This is a genomic window from Acidithiobacillus sp. (assembly GCF_027322205.1).
In the GTDB taxonomy this organism is placed as follows: Bacteria; Pseudomonadota; Gammaproteobacteria; order Acidithiobacillales; family Acidithiobacillaceae; genus Acidithiobacillus.
Genome location: NZ_DAHVHY010000018.1, coordinates 1 through 15,273 on the forward strand (window position 1 = coordinate 1; position 15,273 = coordinate 15,273).

A 15,273-nucleotide genomic window follows, 5' to 3' on the forward strand; every position below is an offset into this window, starting at 1 on the left:
CGCGGCGTGGCGGCCATGCAGGTGGCGCCGGAGGATATTCTGATATACTTGGGACCCGCCATCGGGCCTGAGCATTTCGAGGTCGGGCCGGAGCTGCGGGCGGCTTTCCTGGCGGAGGATGCCGGGGCGGCAGAAGCCTTCCGCCCCGGACGTGGGGACCGTTGGCTCGCGAATATTTATGCGCTGGCACGGCGGCGCTTGCAGCGCGCCGGCGTGCAGGCCATTTTTGGCAGTAATCTGTGTACGGTGGCTGACCCTGCGCGCTACTTTTCCTATCGGCGCGACGGTGTTACCGGGCGTATGGCTTCTCTGATCTGGAAGGAGGACGTTTAGCATGGCGACTTTGCAATATGCAGAATCGGCGCAGCGGGTCACGGACGCTGCGCAGATTGCCGCCACCCTGGCGCCCCTGGGCGTCACTTTGCAGGCGATTCCGCTGACCGGGGCGGGCACAGCGGCGCTGCTGGCCCAGCCACAACTGGCTGCGGAGGCACAGGTGGCGTTGCTGGCGGCCCTGGATGACGTCTTTCAGCGCTTGCAGCGGGAGCGGGGTTATCAGGAGCGTGATCTGGTCGTACTGTATCCCGGACATCCGCAGTTGCCGGAGCTAGATGCCCGTTTCCGCCGGATACATACCCATGAGGATGAAGAGGTTCGCTATATCGTGGACGGAGAAGGTGTTTTTGGCTTCGTTCTGGAAGACGGCGCGCAGGTCGAATTGACCGTGCATGCGGGGGATTATATCCACATCCCGGCGGACGTGGAACACTGGTTCCGCCTGAACGATGCGCAGCGGATCAAAGCGGTGCGCTACTTCAGTGCGCGCGGTGGCTGGACACCGCATTATACGGATCGCGCCCTTCAGCATTTTCCCAGCCCATGACGGCTTTCATTGAAGTCGATTACCAGTTTCCCGCCGGGATAGACGCCCGGCGGCAGGCGCAGGCCATTGCCATCGGCCAGACTGCAGGGAGCTGGGATGCGCGCTTTCAGCACCGGGAGGCGCAGTTGCGCGGCCATCTGGGGGAGGTAATCGCCATTGCCGAACTGGCGGCTGGGCGGTATCAGGCCACGGTGCGCTTCCCCGCCGCCAATGTGGATGGTCGGCTCGGCAGCCTGCTCACGATGATTTTCGGCAAATACTCGCTGGCGGGTCCCGCCAAGGTGACGGCGATCCGTCTGCCGGAGCGCTTCGGACAGGCGCCGCGCTTCGGGCTGGATGGCATCCGCGAACGACTGGGGGTGCAGGAACGGCCCTTGGTCATGGCCATCTTCAAGCCGGCGTTGGGGCTGACGGCGGCGGACCATGCCGCGATTCTGGCGGAGGTTGCCGTTGCCGGGCTGGATGTTATCAAGGATGACGAAATCCTCCCGGACCTGCCGATGGCGGCGACCCTGGCGCGCTGGGAGGCCTGTGCGCCGGTGATCGAGGCGCGGCGTGATCAGACGGGTCGTGATTTGCTCTATGCGGTGAACCTCTCGGGGAATGCCCAGCAGGTGCAGACGCTGGCGCTGCAACTGGTGGCCGCCGGCGCTAATGCGCTGCTCCTGAATGTGCTGGCGTATGGTTTTCCGGTACTGGAGGCACTGGCCGCCGATCCCGACATCGATGTGCCGATCTTCACCCATCCCGCCCTGGCGGGTGCCTGGTGTGGCGCGCCGGATTACGGTTTTGCCTATGGGGCCTTGCTGGGTACGTTGATGGCCTATGGTGGCGCGGATGCGGTGCTCTATCCGGCCTATTATGGCAGCCTGCCCTTCGCCGCGGCGGACGAATGGGCCATCGTCGCCGCGCTGCGGGCGCGGGGCGTGGCGCCGGTGCCTTCGGCGGGCGTGCATCCCGGCATGGTGGGGCGCATCCTCGATGACTATGGAACCGAGGTCATCCTCAATGCGGGGACCGGGATTATGGATCATCCCCAAGGCCCCGCGAGCGGGGTGCTGGCTTTTCACGAAGCCATCGAGCGCTGGCAGCATGCGGCGCCGCGCGCTCTGGAAGATTTGCCCGCCGGACCCCTGCGGGCGGCGGTGGAAAAATGGGGGCAGGGCTGATGCAAAGAGCCATTTTTTGTGACTTCGACGGCACCATCACCGAGGCCGAAGTCTTCGTGGCCCTTATGCGCCATTTTGCGCCGGAGGCCGCCGCCCGGGTGCTGCCGGAAATCTACGCGCAGCGTCTGACCCTGCGCGCTGGCCTGCCCCAGGTGCTCGGCACCATCCCCTCGCGGCGCTGGCCGGATCTGGAGGATTTTGTACGGGATACGGCGTTGCGTCCGGGGCTGGTCGGGTTGCTGGCCCAGGCCAAAAAGGCCGATATCCCCTTTATTGTCGTCACCGGCGGCTTCACGCGCATGGCCGAGATCGTCCTCGCCCCTTATCGTCAGGAAATTTACGCCATCCATGGTCTTGAGGCGGATATCACCGGCGAATACCTGCGGGTGTTCTCGCCCTGGCAGGATGACCATGAACTGGTGGCCAAGGCCGCCGTGATCGCGCACTATCAACCCGAGGATGCCGTCTGCATTGGGGACTCCATCACCGATTTGCGGGTGGCCCGGCAGTGTCCCTTGGTCTGTGCACGGGACCGTCTTGCGGAATATCTGCGGGAGGAGGGGAGGGCCTTCCTGCCCTTCGATGATTTCCGGGATGTGAGCGCCGCCCTTGCGCAACGCGGCTGGTGGCGGGAACCTGCCCATGCACCATGATCCTCGCCCCCATCTCGCGGCGGCGGCCCGCGATTTTTATGCGCGCGGCTGGATGCTGGGCACCGCGGGCAACCTGTCGGCACGCCGCGATACGGACACTTTCTGGATTACCGCCAGCGGCCGCCCCAAGGATCAGTTGGGCGCCGGGGATTTTGTCCTGGTGAATCTGCGGGGTCAGGTTGTGCAGGCCCCGTCGGGACGTAAACCCTCTGCCGAGGCCGCCATCCATGAGGTGGTCTACCGGCATGTGCCTGACGCCCGGGTCATTTTCCACGTCCACTCCATCGAGGCCAATCTCTGCGGGCACTTTGCGCAGCAGGGCCGGTTGCGCCTGCCAACTCTGGAAATGCTCAAAGGCCTGGGCGTGCCCGATGCCGAGCCGCGGGTGGACCTACCGGTCTTCGCCAATCATGTGAACGTCGCCCAGATTGCCGAAGATATGGACAGGGCCTTTGCCCAGGCGCTGCCTCGCATTCCCGGTGCGCTGATTCATCAGCACGGGGTGACGGCCTGGGGCCCGGATTTCCTGGCGGCCAGGCATCATCTCGAATTGCTGGAATACTGTTTTCGTTATCTCGTACAGGCGAAAGCCCTCGCCATAGGAGTCTAGGATGAGTCAAGCCCTTCTCACTGTCATCGGCGAAGATCGCCCCGGTATCGTCGCCGCCGTCACCCAAGCCCTGTTCACCGCAGACTGCTCCATCGGTGACGCCTCAATGATGCGTCTCGGTGGTTACTTCACCATTATGCAGGTCATCGATTATCCGCGTGATCTGGGTTCCGTGGAAATGGCGCTGGACCCGGCCATCAAACGCCTCAATCTGCGGGTGCATCTGGACCCTATCTCCAGCGTGGCGCTGACCGCAGACCTGCCGAATACCCGGGTCACCGTCTACGGAGCTGATCATCCGGGCATTGTCGCGGGTGTTACCGGGGTCTTGGCGGCCATCGGTTTCAATGTGATTGATCTGGAAAGCGAGAGCTCCGGCAGTGCCGAGCGGCCACTCTATGTGATGGTCATTCAGGGCTATGCGCCAGAGGGTGTGGAGAGTGTCCGTAAGGCCGTGGTGCCGTTGCGGGAGAGGGAAGGGGTGGAAATCGGTGTACATCCCATCGAGACGGCGGTGTTCTGATGGCGGTGCTTTCCATTCTGACTTATCCGGACCCCAGGCTGCAGCGCAAAGCCGCGCCGGTCAGTGTATTTGACGACGATCTGCACCATTTTGTCGATGATCTGACGGAGACGATGTATGCCGGCCCGGGGGGTGTGGGTATTGCGGCGCCACAGGTGGACCGCCCGCAGCGCATCGTGATCGTTGATGTGCGTCCCAAACTGGGGGAGGACTGCCACGGGCTCATGGTGTTGATCAATCCCGAGCTGGCGGCCTGGGAGGGCATGGCTGTGGGTCGGGAAGGCTGCATGTCGGTGCCGGACTTTACCGGCAATGTCATCCGCGCCGAACGCATACGAGTGCAGGCGCAGGATGCCTCGGGACGAGCGCGGAGTTATGAGTGCGAAGGCTTCGAGGCCCGCGCCGTCCAGCATGAAATGGATCACCTCGACGGTCTTCTTTTTCTGGACCGGTTGGTCTCGCGGAAGATTGATCTGTTCCGGCGGAAAAATTACAAGAAATAGGCTGGAGTCGCTGACGGGACCACAGACACCCGCGAAACGCAATTTAGCCCGCCCAGACTGGCAAATATAGGCCCCAAGAGCCCCATCTCTCTTTTCAGTTTTCCGACCATGGCCATGGTCGGAAAATTCCTTCCAATGTCTTCGCTTTTTCTGCGGAGCGATCGGTATTTCCCGCAACGTGCCTCCGAACGCTTCGGACCGTTGCGTTTTTAGAACCCATACCACACAAAAAAAGAACTTTATCGAATCTAAGGTTATGCGCATCATGGGGTGGAAGAAGCTTTCGGACTGATTTGATTGACCGCACTATTTTGGTGCAAAGTTGCATTGCCTGCACCAAAGAAGGGACTGTCGGCTTGTTAGGTTTTTGTAACTGTATGATTTTAATAATAGGTGCTGCCAACAAGTACCAATGGCATGCTTTCTGCTCAGTCTATGCTTGGTAATTTTGTTAATCACCTTGTGCTGGAGTTTATATGATCTCGTTCGGTTATCTTGTGCATCTTGCCAATTATTCGGATGGCGTTCTTTACCTGTTGATGATTCTTTTCGTGGTTGAGCTCGCTGTGATTTTCGATCGGGGTTGGTATCTGCGTAACGCCATCAGCAAAGGTAAGAAGATCCTTTGGGGAATATCCGCTCGCGGCAAGTTGCTGCGCCCTGATCTGGAAGATCTGGTGGTTTTGTCCAAGGGGCTCCCCGAAGAGTCTCTGCTGGGCGTGGCGCTCCGGCATTTCAATTTGATTCATCATTACGGTAGCGCTCGTGGCGAAGCCTTCGCGAACCGTTTAGATGAAGCTATTTTCCTGACGACGCCCAGGCTGGATAAGCGCCTTTGGATTTTGGACACCATCGTCACTCTGGCGCCCCTGCTGGGCCTGTTCGGAACTATTCTGGGTATGTTCCACGCCTTCTCCATCCTCGCGGTGCCTGGTCATAATCCCAATTCTGTTACTGGCGGTGTTGCGGATGCGCTGATTGCCACCGCGTCTGGACTCTTTATTGCCATGATCGGCTTACTGAGTTTTAACGCATTCAACAACGCTATCGAGAAAACCATTTTCCAGCTCGAGTCGTTGAAAGTGGTACTTATGAACCGTTTGGATGGGGCGCCCGTGGTGTTAGAGGAGACGGCAGTCAATGTTCCATCGTCAGCCACGGCGTCCAAAGTGACCGCATGATGTTTTGGAATGTTTTTTCACTTTGCCAGGCAAAGTAAGGAGTAAAGTAATGTTGCCCCAACGCCGACCCCGCAAAAAAGGGCGTGTCGAAATTATTCCGATGATTGACGTTATGCTGTTCCTGCTAATTTTTTTCATCATGATGACTTTGCAGATGATTACGGATAAGGGATTAAAGCTGGACTTGCCCACTTCCAGCGAAACCAAAGTGCTGCCGCATCCGCATTTTGTGCTCAATATCGTGAAAGATGGCGGTGTTGTGGTGAAGGGCAAAAAAATGAGTCTGGATCAACTGCAGAGTTTCCTCGCGGGCGATGGCGATGCTAAACACACACAGGTGACGATCGCGGCCGATAAAATGGTTCCTTTCAAGGATTTTGTGCAGGTGATGGATGCTTGTCAAAAAGCGGGTGTAACCAGCATTGGTATTGCGGCGAAGCCCGCATGAGTATTCGTGTCTGTGCTCTGGGCGACGTGAGCGGATACCAGACGTACAGTTGGCGAGTGAGACAGTATTCGAGAATGGGAATAGATTTATATGATTACCACGATGCCTAGGATTGCGAATAATGCACTCATGCCGGAGCCGAAGGAACGCCATTTCAAGTATGCCGTGGGCGGTGCCGTGGCGGTTGAGGTTCTGCTCGTGCTCGGCTTGATCTGGTATGGACACAGCACGCCTCCGGTAAAGGCCGTTAAGCCCAAGGAACACGTCATTGCGGTACAAATGGTGACTTTGCCGCAACCACCGCCGAAGGTGGTACCCAAGCCTTTACCGAAACCGATTCCTCCCAAACCGGTGGTGCATCATGTGACGCCGCCACCGCCCCGTCCGCACCCGAAGGTGGTGATTCCGCCGAAACCGGCGCCAACGCCACCAGCGCCGCCGGTAAAGACGGTTACCCCACCGAAGCCAGTGCCAATGCCGACCCCTAAGCCGGTGGTGACTCCGCCGCCTGCGCCACCGCCGATGTCGGCTCAGCAGACGGCGTCATTGATGGGGCGTTATGTTGGTATGGTACGGCCGATAATTCAGCAGAGCCTGCGTGTTCCCGCTGAGTTGCGGGCGATGGGGCTGAGTGGCAAAGCGACTGTGGAGTTTGAAATTTCTCCCTCGGGTCAATTGCTTTGGGCGAAAATCATCAAGCCGAGTCCTTTAGGCGCGGTAAATCGTGCGGCACTTGCCGCGATTAAAAAGGGTGGCTTCCCACCATTTTTGAAAAAGATGCCTAAACAGAATACGGTTTTTCAAATTGATGTCAAAGTAGGCGCCGGATCAAATTAGTGCTGTTACGAGTCAGTAGTGCTTTGATCCAATGGGTTGTAACACTGAGGGAGAAAGGTGATGAGTGACAGGCATTCAATAAGCGCCACGACAGCAGCGGAGCGTACCAGCTCGGCGCCTCATGTCGCTCTGATCTGGCTCGCCGCGACCATGACCGCTTCCAGCCTGCCGGTCGGGGTCCTCATCGCCCAGTTGTTTCCCTTGGCGCCGTTTCTGTGGGTTGTGCTGCTGGCGTCCACACTATTTGCCGCCGTGGGCATCCTCAGTATCCCGGGATTCGTGTATGGGATCCCGACCATGGCGGTTTCCGCACGCGTTTTTGGAAAGCCGGTCAATAAGCTGATTTCTCTAAGTAACTGGTTGTCTCAGTTGGGTTGGCAGGCCGTGGTGTTGGTACTTGTGGTGTATATCCTCCGCAGTGTTTTTGACAGCTATGGATTGGTACCTGCGAATAGCAGTATTTATTATGCCTTGGTACTGGCTATTCTGGGCAATTTTGTAGTGCCCATTATCGGATATAAGGCCATCGTGACGGCGCAGACGGTGGGGGCGCTATTTCTCGCCCTGTTTGCGATAGCCATACTGGTATATCTGCATGGTGGACAGGCGCTTCCGATGCTGTCTGCCGTAGGCCACTTTGACGGAATTCAAACCCTGGGTGGAATTTCATTGGCGCTCATGGGCGGCGCGTTCTCATGGACGATGTTTGCTTCGGATTATTCGCGGTATGTGCGGCGTGACACGAGCCTGACTAAAATGGCGCTATGGCCCAGCCTCGGCGGATTTGCGGGTGGTAGCCTCATCCTCGCATTAGCCATCACGCTGTATGTGCATGGCGGTATCCAGGTAGGACCTGCTGGACTCACCATCATGGCGACTGGACTGGGTACTTCGGCACTGTATTTAGGTTTTTGCACGTTTGCGATATTAGGTTTGTTGGCATCTAATTTTTTGAACTCCTACAGTTCTGCTTTCAGCCTGGCGGTGGTGGTAGGCAAGGATCTGGATCGCAAGAAGGTTACGGTTCTGGATGCGCTGCTGGCAACACTGGTCGGTATCTACATGCTTTTTGTGGCACCATCATTCTGGGATTCTTTTCAGACTTTTTTGGATTTGCTGATTATCGTCGCGGCGCCGTGGACCGGTGTGATGATCATGTATGTTTTGTGGGATGTGCTCCCGGAAGCGCGCGGCGGATTGAGCAGGCTGCCACATGGGCGTGCTAATGTCTGGGTGCTCGCTATAGGGGTCGCGGTTACCGTGTTGTTCTCGAATAATCCGCTTTGGGAGGGGTATGGAGCGCATTTGTTGCATGGTATAGACATATCGCCATTGGCGGGTGTGGCTACGACAATCGTTGTTTCGGCATCGTACCGGATTTTGTTTGGTCACAATGCCGCCACTGATGAGCAAGGACGGATGAAAGCTTTATCCAAAGCGGCTGTTAGTAAGGTTCCAGATTAAAGCGTCAGTGGATATCGATCGTGAAAAAAATATTTAGGGCGCCGATGCTCAATCCGATAGATGCGCATACCTGGGAGTTTTATCAGGATGGCGCACTATGTGTCGATCAGGGCATCATTGTGGGCGTGGGTAATTTCAGCACGGTTATTGAGCAGGCGGGGTCTGATCCGGAAGTCGAAAATTTGGACGGTGTGATCGTTCCGGGCTTCGTGGATGTGCATTTACATTGGGTGCAGCACCGGGTCAGGGGACGTTTTTCTGGCGAACTCCTGACTTGGCTGCAAGAACATATCTGGCCGGAAGAGGCGCGCTACGTGGATACCGATTTGGCCCAGGCTGCGGCGGTTCAATGCTATGCCGATTTGTTGCGCGCGGGGACCGTGATGGGCATGAGCTATTCCAGCACTCATGCCGCGGCGACTCAGATAGCTTTGGCATCAATGCGCGGTGATTGGGTGGTTGGTAATGTGCTCATGGCGGTTCACGCGCCCCACACCTTGACCGATTACAGCCTGCACAATCCTGACGCGCTGCGTGCATTCATGGGCCAGACGGATAAGGCGCATTATGCCCTGACCCCCCGTTTTGCGCCTAACCTGACCGCAGAGTCGCTGGCGGCATTGGGACAGATTGCTGCCGAGAGTCGGTGTTTGATTCAGACGCATCTCGCGGAATCGGTCGCGGAGCTGCAATGGGTTAAAGAGCTGTTTCCCGACGCGGCGCACTATACCGAGGTGTATGACCGCGCGGGTCTGCTGACGCCCCGGACGATATTGGGCCACTGTATTGAAATGCGTGACGAGGAATGGTGCTGCCTTCGGGAGCGCGGCTCCTGGGTCGCGCATTGCCCTACGAGTAATGAGGCGCTGGGCAACCGACGCATGCCCTTAGAGCAAGTCCGTGCTTACGATATTCCCTTTGCGTTGGCGAGTGATATAGGCGGTGGTCCCAGCCATAGCATGCTGCATGTCATGCAGCGATTTCTGGGAACACATCGGGAAGCGGACGTTGCTGTTGCGCCTCAGGAGGCCTTGTATCGTTCTACCAAGGCGGGTGCCGAATGTATGGGTAGAGGTGCCGTCGGTGGTGATTTGACGGTGGGAAAACGGGCTGATTTTGTGCTTTTGCCGCAGAAGCCCGCAGCGTCTTCTGTGGAAGCCTGGTTTGAGGAATGTTTAAGCGGTAAGCCGGCTGATCTGGAACAGCGTCCGCTGGGAACCTGGCTCAGTGGTGAGCGGGCGGCCTAAGCGATGTACATGCATAGTCTTATAAAGACATACGGAGCAACACCTTTTATGGAAAGTATGACAAAGATTAAAAGGGGGCTGGCTGACTTTGTGGAGGGTCTTCCCAAGGTAGAGCTGCATTTGCATATTGAGGGCACTTTGGAGCCCGAATTACTTATCGCGCTGGCCCGGCGTAACGGCGTGGATATTCCCTATAAGACGATAGCGGCGGCACGGACGGCATATCAATTTGAGGATCTGCAAAGTTTTCTGAAGGTCTATTATCTGGGGGCGTCCGTATTGCGGGAAGAGCAAGACTTTTATGAGCTGACTCTAGCCTATATGGCCCGCTGTAAAGCCCAGCAGATTCGGCATACGGAACTGTTTTTTGATCCACAGACGCATCTTGCCAATGGCGTGCCATTGGCGGCGGTGATGGGTGGCATCAACGCCGCCTTGCGCGACGCCGAGCGCGACTGGCATATATCCAGCGCGCTGATTCTTTGCTTTGAGCGGGATCGCGATCCGGAACCCTCGGTGGTGCTCTTGGAGCGTGCTTGTGCTTTGGGGGGCATTGCCGGCATTGGTCTCGACTCCGCTGAGTTGGGCAATCCGCCAGAAAAGTTTCAGGAGGTGTTTAAGGTGGCCAAGTCCATGGGCCTGCATCGGGTTGCCCATGCCGGGGAGGAGGGGCCACCCGCCTATATCTGGCAAGCGCTGGATGTGCTGGATGTCGAGCGCATAGATCATGGGGTGCGCTGCCTGGAGGATCCGGCACTGGTGCGGCGTCTGGTGGATGACCGAATCCCTCTCACGGTCTGCCCATTCTCCAATGTCGCGCTCAAAGTGTTTAGCCAGTTATCTGAACATAATCTGGGCCGCTTGTTGAAAGCAGGGTTGTCGGCGACGATTAATTCGGATGACCCGGCGTACTTCGGTGGATACCTGAGCGAAAATATCATCGAGACGCTTTCCAGTCTGGATTTAACAGCGCAAGACGCCTTACTTCTTGAACGTAACGCCGTTGAAGCGGCTTTTTGTACGGACCAACGAAAGCAGTCCCTGCTCAGGGATCTGGATCAGTACGGCGCATCACATCAGAACCTATTATGAAAAACTCACCAGGGAGAGTGTTCGTGGAGAAAAATACGCTTTGGAAGCATATGATGTTATGTGGTGCAGTCGGCTGTTCATTGATGGCGCCACTGGCCGACGCACAGATTATACCGGCGGCGGCAAAAATGAGCCCGAAAGTGATCGTGTTGACGGCATTCCCGCCCGAGTGGCAAGCATGGACGGTGCAAAAATCTTTTCATCATAAGATCTTGCATGTACCAGGTCTCATCAAGCCTCTGATCTGCGACAGCAAAGGTGTCTGTGTTACGGAAACCGGTGAAGGGGAAATCAATGCCGCAGTCACCGTCACCAGTCTGGTGAAAGACGCGGCTCTGGATGTCAAGAAAACCATTTTTATCCGCAGTGGCATCGCCGGTGGTGTGGACGTAAAAGATTCTGCACTGGGCAGTGTGTATATCAATAACTGGGTGATCTCCTGGGCTTTTGGACATCATTACCTGAGTGATCAGAAGCAGTTGGCGTGGTCGCCTCCGGGGTGTGCAGACTACGCCGCTCCCGGCCATTGTGGTGAATACACCCATAATCTATATGAGAACTTGGCTTATAAAGTCAATCCGGCACTCTTGACCATGGCGGTGGAGGCTTCAGCCAACGTACAATTGGAAAACTCATCCGAAGCCAAAAAGTTGGATAAAATCTTCGCTATCTCCGTGGCACCGAAAGTGATGGTAGGTGCTACTGTTACTGGAAATGATTTTTGGATCGGTAAAGAGAATCAGGCTATTGCCGAGCAAATTGTGCATCTATATAGCCATGGAGAGGCAAAATATACCAATACCGCCATGGAAGATCTCGGAGACATCACCGCGCTCTCTCGTTTTGGCCTGGCAGATCATTATTTGTCCATACGCGGGATCTCTGACGTGGATGTTCCGCCCCCTGGTAAGACGGAAGCGGAAATCTGGAGAACCGGCGATTTGTATGCTGGCGCTCTCGCCGAGCGTAATGCGGTCATTGTCACCAGGGCCATTATCGCCCGCCTGTTAAAGGATTCTGTGTGAGCGTGGATGTCATTAAAGCGTCCGTTGTGAGTGTTCTGGCTCGGGAACAAGGAGTAGCACCGTGTCTTTGACGATCATTAACCAGCGACGTGACCAGCAAGTGGTTGGTCCAGCCCGCGTCGATGGCTTTGCCAAAATAAGTGGGGCGGCGCTTTACGTGGATGACTTGCCCGCTGTCGATGCGCTTCATGGGACTACCGTACGCACTGCGGGAGCCGGTGGGACTCTACAGGAAATCGTTTTTGATCCTGCTATAAACTGGTCTGAGTTTGTGGTGGTGACTGCACAAGATATACCGGGTATTAACGCGATCAAGCTCCTTGAAAATGATCAGCCGGTGTTGGTAGAGCGCACATTCCGGCACGCTGGAGAGGCCGTGGTATTACTGGCCCATGCAGACCCGGAAAAACTCAGAATAGCGCTGAAAGGTATTTCTCTGGTGGAATTACCCAACCCATCTCCGATTTTTGATATAGATGACGCGTTGCAAGCGCGGCAGGAGATTATACCCGGCAATATTTATGCAGATTATCTTCTGGAGCGTGGTGATGTGGCGGCGGGGGAGTATCTTGCCGATGTCGTGATCGACGAGCGTTTTCTCACCCCGTCCCAGGAGCAACTCTATATTGAACCGCAAGGTATGTTGGCACATTTGCAGGAAGACGGCAGTATTTTGATGGAAGGTTCCTTGCAGTGTCCCTACTATGTGCTGGATGCATTGGTTCAGTGTCTGGGGATGGATAAGGATCATCTGCGGGTAGTGCAAAGCACCACCGGTGGGGCCTTTGGCGGCAAGGAAGATTATCCTTCGGTGATTGCCTGCCATGCGGCTTTGCTGGCGCTCAAAGCGGGTGGTCGACCGGTAAAGCTCATTTATGAGCGTGGCGAGGATTTGCGGGTAACGCCGAAGCGTCATCCTTCCCGTACCCTGATTCGTTTGGGAGCCAACAAAGCTGGAGAATTGCAGTTTATCGATATGGATTTCGCTATTGATGGCGGTGCTTATCGTACTCTGAGTCCGGTAGTGCTCTCCCGGGGCGTCATTCATGCGCCAGGACCCTATAAGTGCCCCCACATCAGGATCAAGGGGCGCGCCGTCGCTACCAATCATCCCCCCTTCGGCGCCTTTCGTGGATTTGGTGCGCCGCAGAGCATTCTTGCCATGGAAGTAGCCATGGATCGGTTGGCGAAAAAGCTGGGTATGGACCCTGTGGAGTTGCGCAAAAAGAATTTGCTGTGCACCGGCGATTTGAGTCCCACGGGCGATGTGGTTGGCAAAGACTGTTTTGCTCATGCCGTGCTCGATGCCGCATTGGAACACACGCACTATCAGCAGCGACGGGAGGAATATAATGCCTGGAATGCCGCTGGACACCCGACCCGCAGAGGTATCGGTTTGGCGACTTTTGCGCATGGTGCCGGATTTACCGGTAATGGTGAATTGCATCTGGCTTCCCGGGTTTCTCTGCAAGCACTGGCCAATGGGCACGTCGAAATTCTCTGTTCCAACACCGAAATGGGGCAGGGCGCGGCGACTACGCTGGTCCAGATCGCGGCCGCTGCGCTGGGTCTGCCCATGGACAGCGTGCATCTGGCGCAGACGGACACCTCCAGGGTGCCAAATTCCGGACCGACGGTGGCCTCCCGTACCTGTATGGTGGTCGGGGGGCTCATTCAGAAGGCGGCGGGACAGCTATTGCAACGTTTGCGGGAAACGATGGATTTGGCGGAATCCTATGATGCGCAAAGCTTTGCTGCAGCGTGTGCAGGGCTTTACGCCGCCGGGGATGCGCTGGTGACTGCACACTACTACCCGCCAGCAGACATGCTCTGGGATGAGCAGACTTTTTTTGGGCGGGCCTACGCCAGTTATGCTTGGGCCGCTTATGTTGCCGAAGTAGAAGTGGATATGATAACGCTGGAGACGCACGTGATCGATTTTACTGCCGTTCAGGAAATCGGCAAGGCGGTGCATCCGGTGATTGTGCAAGGCCAGATTGAGGGCGGGGTCGCGCAGGGTATTGGTTATGCCCTCTATGAGGACGTGCTCTGGAATGAGCGCGGGGTCATGGCCAATGACCGTTTGACCAATTACATCATCCCCACTAGCGCGGATTTAGGATTTATTCATGTGGTGCTGCTGGAAGGCGGGTTGGGAGCAGGTCCCAAAGGGGCGAAGGGTGTCGGTGAATTGCCCATGGATGGTCCGGCGCCCGCTATCGTCAATGCGATTCAGCAGGCCTTGAATATCGATATTCGCCAGATTCCGGTCAGGCCCGAAATGCTGCTAGAGCTGACGGTGAGCGGAGGGAATTGATCATGCCGACGACGATGCGCATCAACGGTAAGGCTTTTCAGAGCAGCTCAGCGCCGAACGCCCGTTTACTGGATGTATTGCGTAATGAATGTGACCTCAAGGGGACCAAAGAAGGCTGCGGCGAAGGAGAGTGTGGCGCCTGCGCGGTACTGGTGAATGGCAAGCTGGTGAATAGCTGCCTGATTCCTCTCGGGCAGATGGAGCAGGCGGAGATTACCACGGTGGAGGGCCTTCCCGAAGATAGTGCCCTGGCACGGGCCTTTGTTCAGTGCGGCGCTACCCAGTGCGGGATTTGTACGCCGGGTATGATGCTCGCGGCGACCGCCCTGTTGGCGGAGCATGCGAACCCGACCCTGGAGGAGATTCGCTGGGGCCTGAGCGGCAATCTCTGTCGCTGTACCGGGTATGGGCGCATTTATGCGGCCATCGCCCAGGCTGCCGGAGGGTCTGCTGATGTCTGAGTGGACAAGGCCCCGGCATTTGCCGGAAGCCCTGGAGCTATTGGCGGCAGCCCCCGGCCAATATCGGGTGATTTCGGGCGGGACCGATCTTATGGTGGAGAGTCATCTCGCCCCGGAGCGGCACCCGGAGTTCTGGCTGGATATCAGCGGACTGCGGGAGTTGCAGGGGCTGCAGATTACGGAAGAGGGTATCCGGATTGGCGCTGCTACTTCCCTGGAGGTGATTCGCCGACATGCGGAAGTGGTCACCCACTGGCCGATGCTGGCAGCTTCGGCGGCGGTGACCGGGGCGCCGCCCATTCAAAACCGCGCCACGCTGGGTGGCAATGTCTGCAATGCCTCCCCTGCGGCAGACAACGCGCCGGTATTGCTGGCTTATGGCGCACGTCTGGAGATCGCCCATCATCACGGCTCGCGCTGGTTGCCTTATATGGATTTCCATCAGGGGTATCGTAAGACGGCCTTGCAAGCTGGAGAGTTGCTCAGTGCTCTCTGGATTCCTTACCCCCCCAAACACAGTCGTGGCTATTTTCGGAAAGTCGGAACACGGGCAGCGCAAGCTATTGCCAAGGTGAGTATCGCGGCTCTCATCGAAGAAGATAGTGGTGGAATGATTCAGGGCGCGCGTTTCGGCATGGCGAGTGTGGCGGCGACTCCCTGTACCTTGCCATCCGTGAGCCAATATCTGCTGGGACGTGCGTTGCGTGATATTGCCGACGCGCAAGTGCGTCAGAGGGTAGGGCAGGATATTGCACCCATTCAGGATATCCGCTCAACGACGGCATATCGTTTGGAGATAGCTTCCCGGCTGGTGCTGGAGGCCATACATGGACGCAGTGAATCGAAAAAGGAGGATTAGA

The 15,273-nt window shown here is 57.0% G+C and carries 17 protein-coding genes; all 17 read left to right on the forward strand.

Going from position 1 to position 15,273, the window contains the following annotated elements; translation table 11 throughout:
• On the forward strand, positions 1–333 hold a 333-nt coding region (locus M7F93_RS04510; RefSeq protein WP_298169750.1), incomplete at its 5' end, for a purine nucleoside phosphorylase YfiH/LACC1 family protein.
• Between the two features lies 1 nt (position 334).
• On the forward strand, positions 335–883 hold the full coding sequence (locus M7F93_RS04515; RefSeq protein ID WP_298169752.1) for a cupin domain-containing protein: 549 nt from the start codon (positions 335–337) through the stop codon (positions 881–883).
• Entirely contained in the window at positions 880–2,052 is a 1,173-nt protein-coding gene (locus M7F93_RS04520; RefSeq protein ID WP_298169754.1) for a RuBisCO large subunit C-terminal-like domain-containing protein, read from the forward strand. The genes M7F93_RS04515 and M7F93_RS04520 overlap by 4 nt, the downstream gene beginning before the upstream one ends.
• Complete coding sequence (locus M7F93_RS04525; RefSeq protein WP_298169756.1) at positions 2,052–2,705, forward strand: HAD-IB family phosphatase; 654 nt, start codon at positions 2,052–2,054, stop codon at positions 2,703–2,705. Before M7F93_RS04520 ends, M7F93_RS04525 begins: the two co-directional genes overlap by 1 nt.
• Positions 2,695–3,315 (forward strand): methylthioribulose 1-phosphate dehydratase, encoded by a 621-nt coding sequence (gene mtnB, locus M7F93_RS04530; protein WP_298169758.1) that lies wholly within the window; start codon positions 2,695–2,697, stop codon positions 3,313–3,315. The genes M7F93_RS04525 and mtnB overlap by 11 nt, the downstream gene beginning before the upstream one ends.
• 1 nt (position 3,316) lies before the next feature.
• Positions 3,317–3,838 (forward strand): glycine cleavage system transcriptional repressor, encoded by a 522-nt coding sequence (locus M7F93_RS04535; RefSeq protein WP_298169760.1) that lies wholly within the window; start codon positions 3,317–3,319, stop codon positions 3,836–3,838.
• A complete protein-coding gene (gene def, locus M7F93_RS04540) occupies positions 3,838–4,341 on the forward strand; it encodes a peptide deformylase (protein ID WP_298169762.1) in 504 nt (167 codons plus the stop codon). Before M7F93_RS04535 ends, def begins: the two co-directional genes overlap by 1 nt.
• Before the next feature lie 476 nt (positions 4,342–4,817).
• On the forward strand, positions 4,818–5,522 hold the full coding sequence (locus tag M7F93_RS04545) for a MotA/TolQ/ExbB proton channel family protein (protein WP_298169765.1): 705 nt from the start codon (positions 4,818–4,820) through the stop codon (positions 5,520–5,522).
• Positions 5,523–5,571: 49 nt separating this feature from the next.
• Positions 5,572–5,970 carry an ExbD/TolR family protein gene (locus M7F93_RS04550; RefSeq protein WP_298169767.1) on the forward strand — a complete coding sequence of 133 codons (399 nt, stop codon included), beginning with the start codon at positions 5,572–5,574 and terminating at the stop codon, positions 5,968–5,970.
• Positions 5,971–6,072: 102 nt separating this feature from the next.
• Positions 6,073–6,807: an energy transducer TonB family protein gene (locus M7F93_RS04555; protein WP_298169769.1), complete on the forward strand. Its 735-nt coding sequence runs from the start codon at positions 6,073–6,075 to the stop codon at positions 6,805–6,807.
• Positions 6,808–6,867: 60 nt separating this feature from the next.
• A complete protein-coding gene (locus M7F93_RS04560) occupies positions 6,868–8,271 on the forward strand; it encodes a purine-cytosine permease family protein (RefSeq protein WP_298169771.1) in 1,404 nt (467 codons plus the stop codon).
• Positions 8,272–8,291: 20 nt separating this feature from the next.
• Entirely contained in the window at positions 8,292–9,518 is a 1,227-nt protein-coding gene (locus tag M7F93_RS04565) for an amidohydrolase family protein (protein WP_298169773.1), read from the forward strand.
• A gap of 48 nt (positions 9,519–9,566) precedes the next feature.
• On the forward strand, positions 9,567–10,610 hold the full coding sequence (locus M7F93_RS04570) for an adenosine deaminase (protein WP_298169775.1): 1,044 nt from the start codon (positions 9,567–9,569) through the stop codon (positions 10,608–10,610).
• Positions 10,535–11,635, forward strand: a complete 1,101-nt coding sequence (locus M7F93_RS04575) for a nucleoside phosphorylase-I family protein (protein WP_298169777.1) — start codon at positions 10,535–10,537, stop codon at positions 11,633–11,635. The genes M7F93_RS04570 and M7F93_RS04575 overlap by 76 nt, the downstream gene beginning before the upstream one ends.
• Before the next feature lie 61 nt (positions 11,636–11,696).
• Positions 11,697–13,952 (forward strand): xanthine dehydrogenase family protein molybdopterin-binding subunit, encoded by a 2,256-nt coding sequence (locus M7F93_RS04580; RefSeq protein WP_298169779.1) that lies wholly within the window; start codon positions 11,697–11,699, stop codon positions 13,950–13,952.
• A gap of 2 nt (positions 13,953–13,954) precedes the next feature.
• On the forward strand, positions 13,955–14,413 hold the full coding sequence (locus tag M7F93_RS04585) for a (2Fe-2S)-binding protein (protein ID WP_298169781.1): 459 nt from the start codon (positions 13,955–13,957) through the stop codon (positions 14,411–14,413).
• A complete protein-coding gene (locus M7F93_RS04590) occupies positions 14,406–15,272 on the forward strand; it encodes an FAD binding domain-containing protein (RefSeq protein ID WP_298169784.1) in 867 nt (288 codons plus the stop codon). The genes M7F93_RS04585 and M7F93_RS04590 overlap by 8 nt, the downstream gene beginning before the upstream one ends.
• Position 15,273 lies beyond the last annotated feature (1 nt).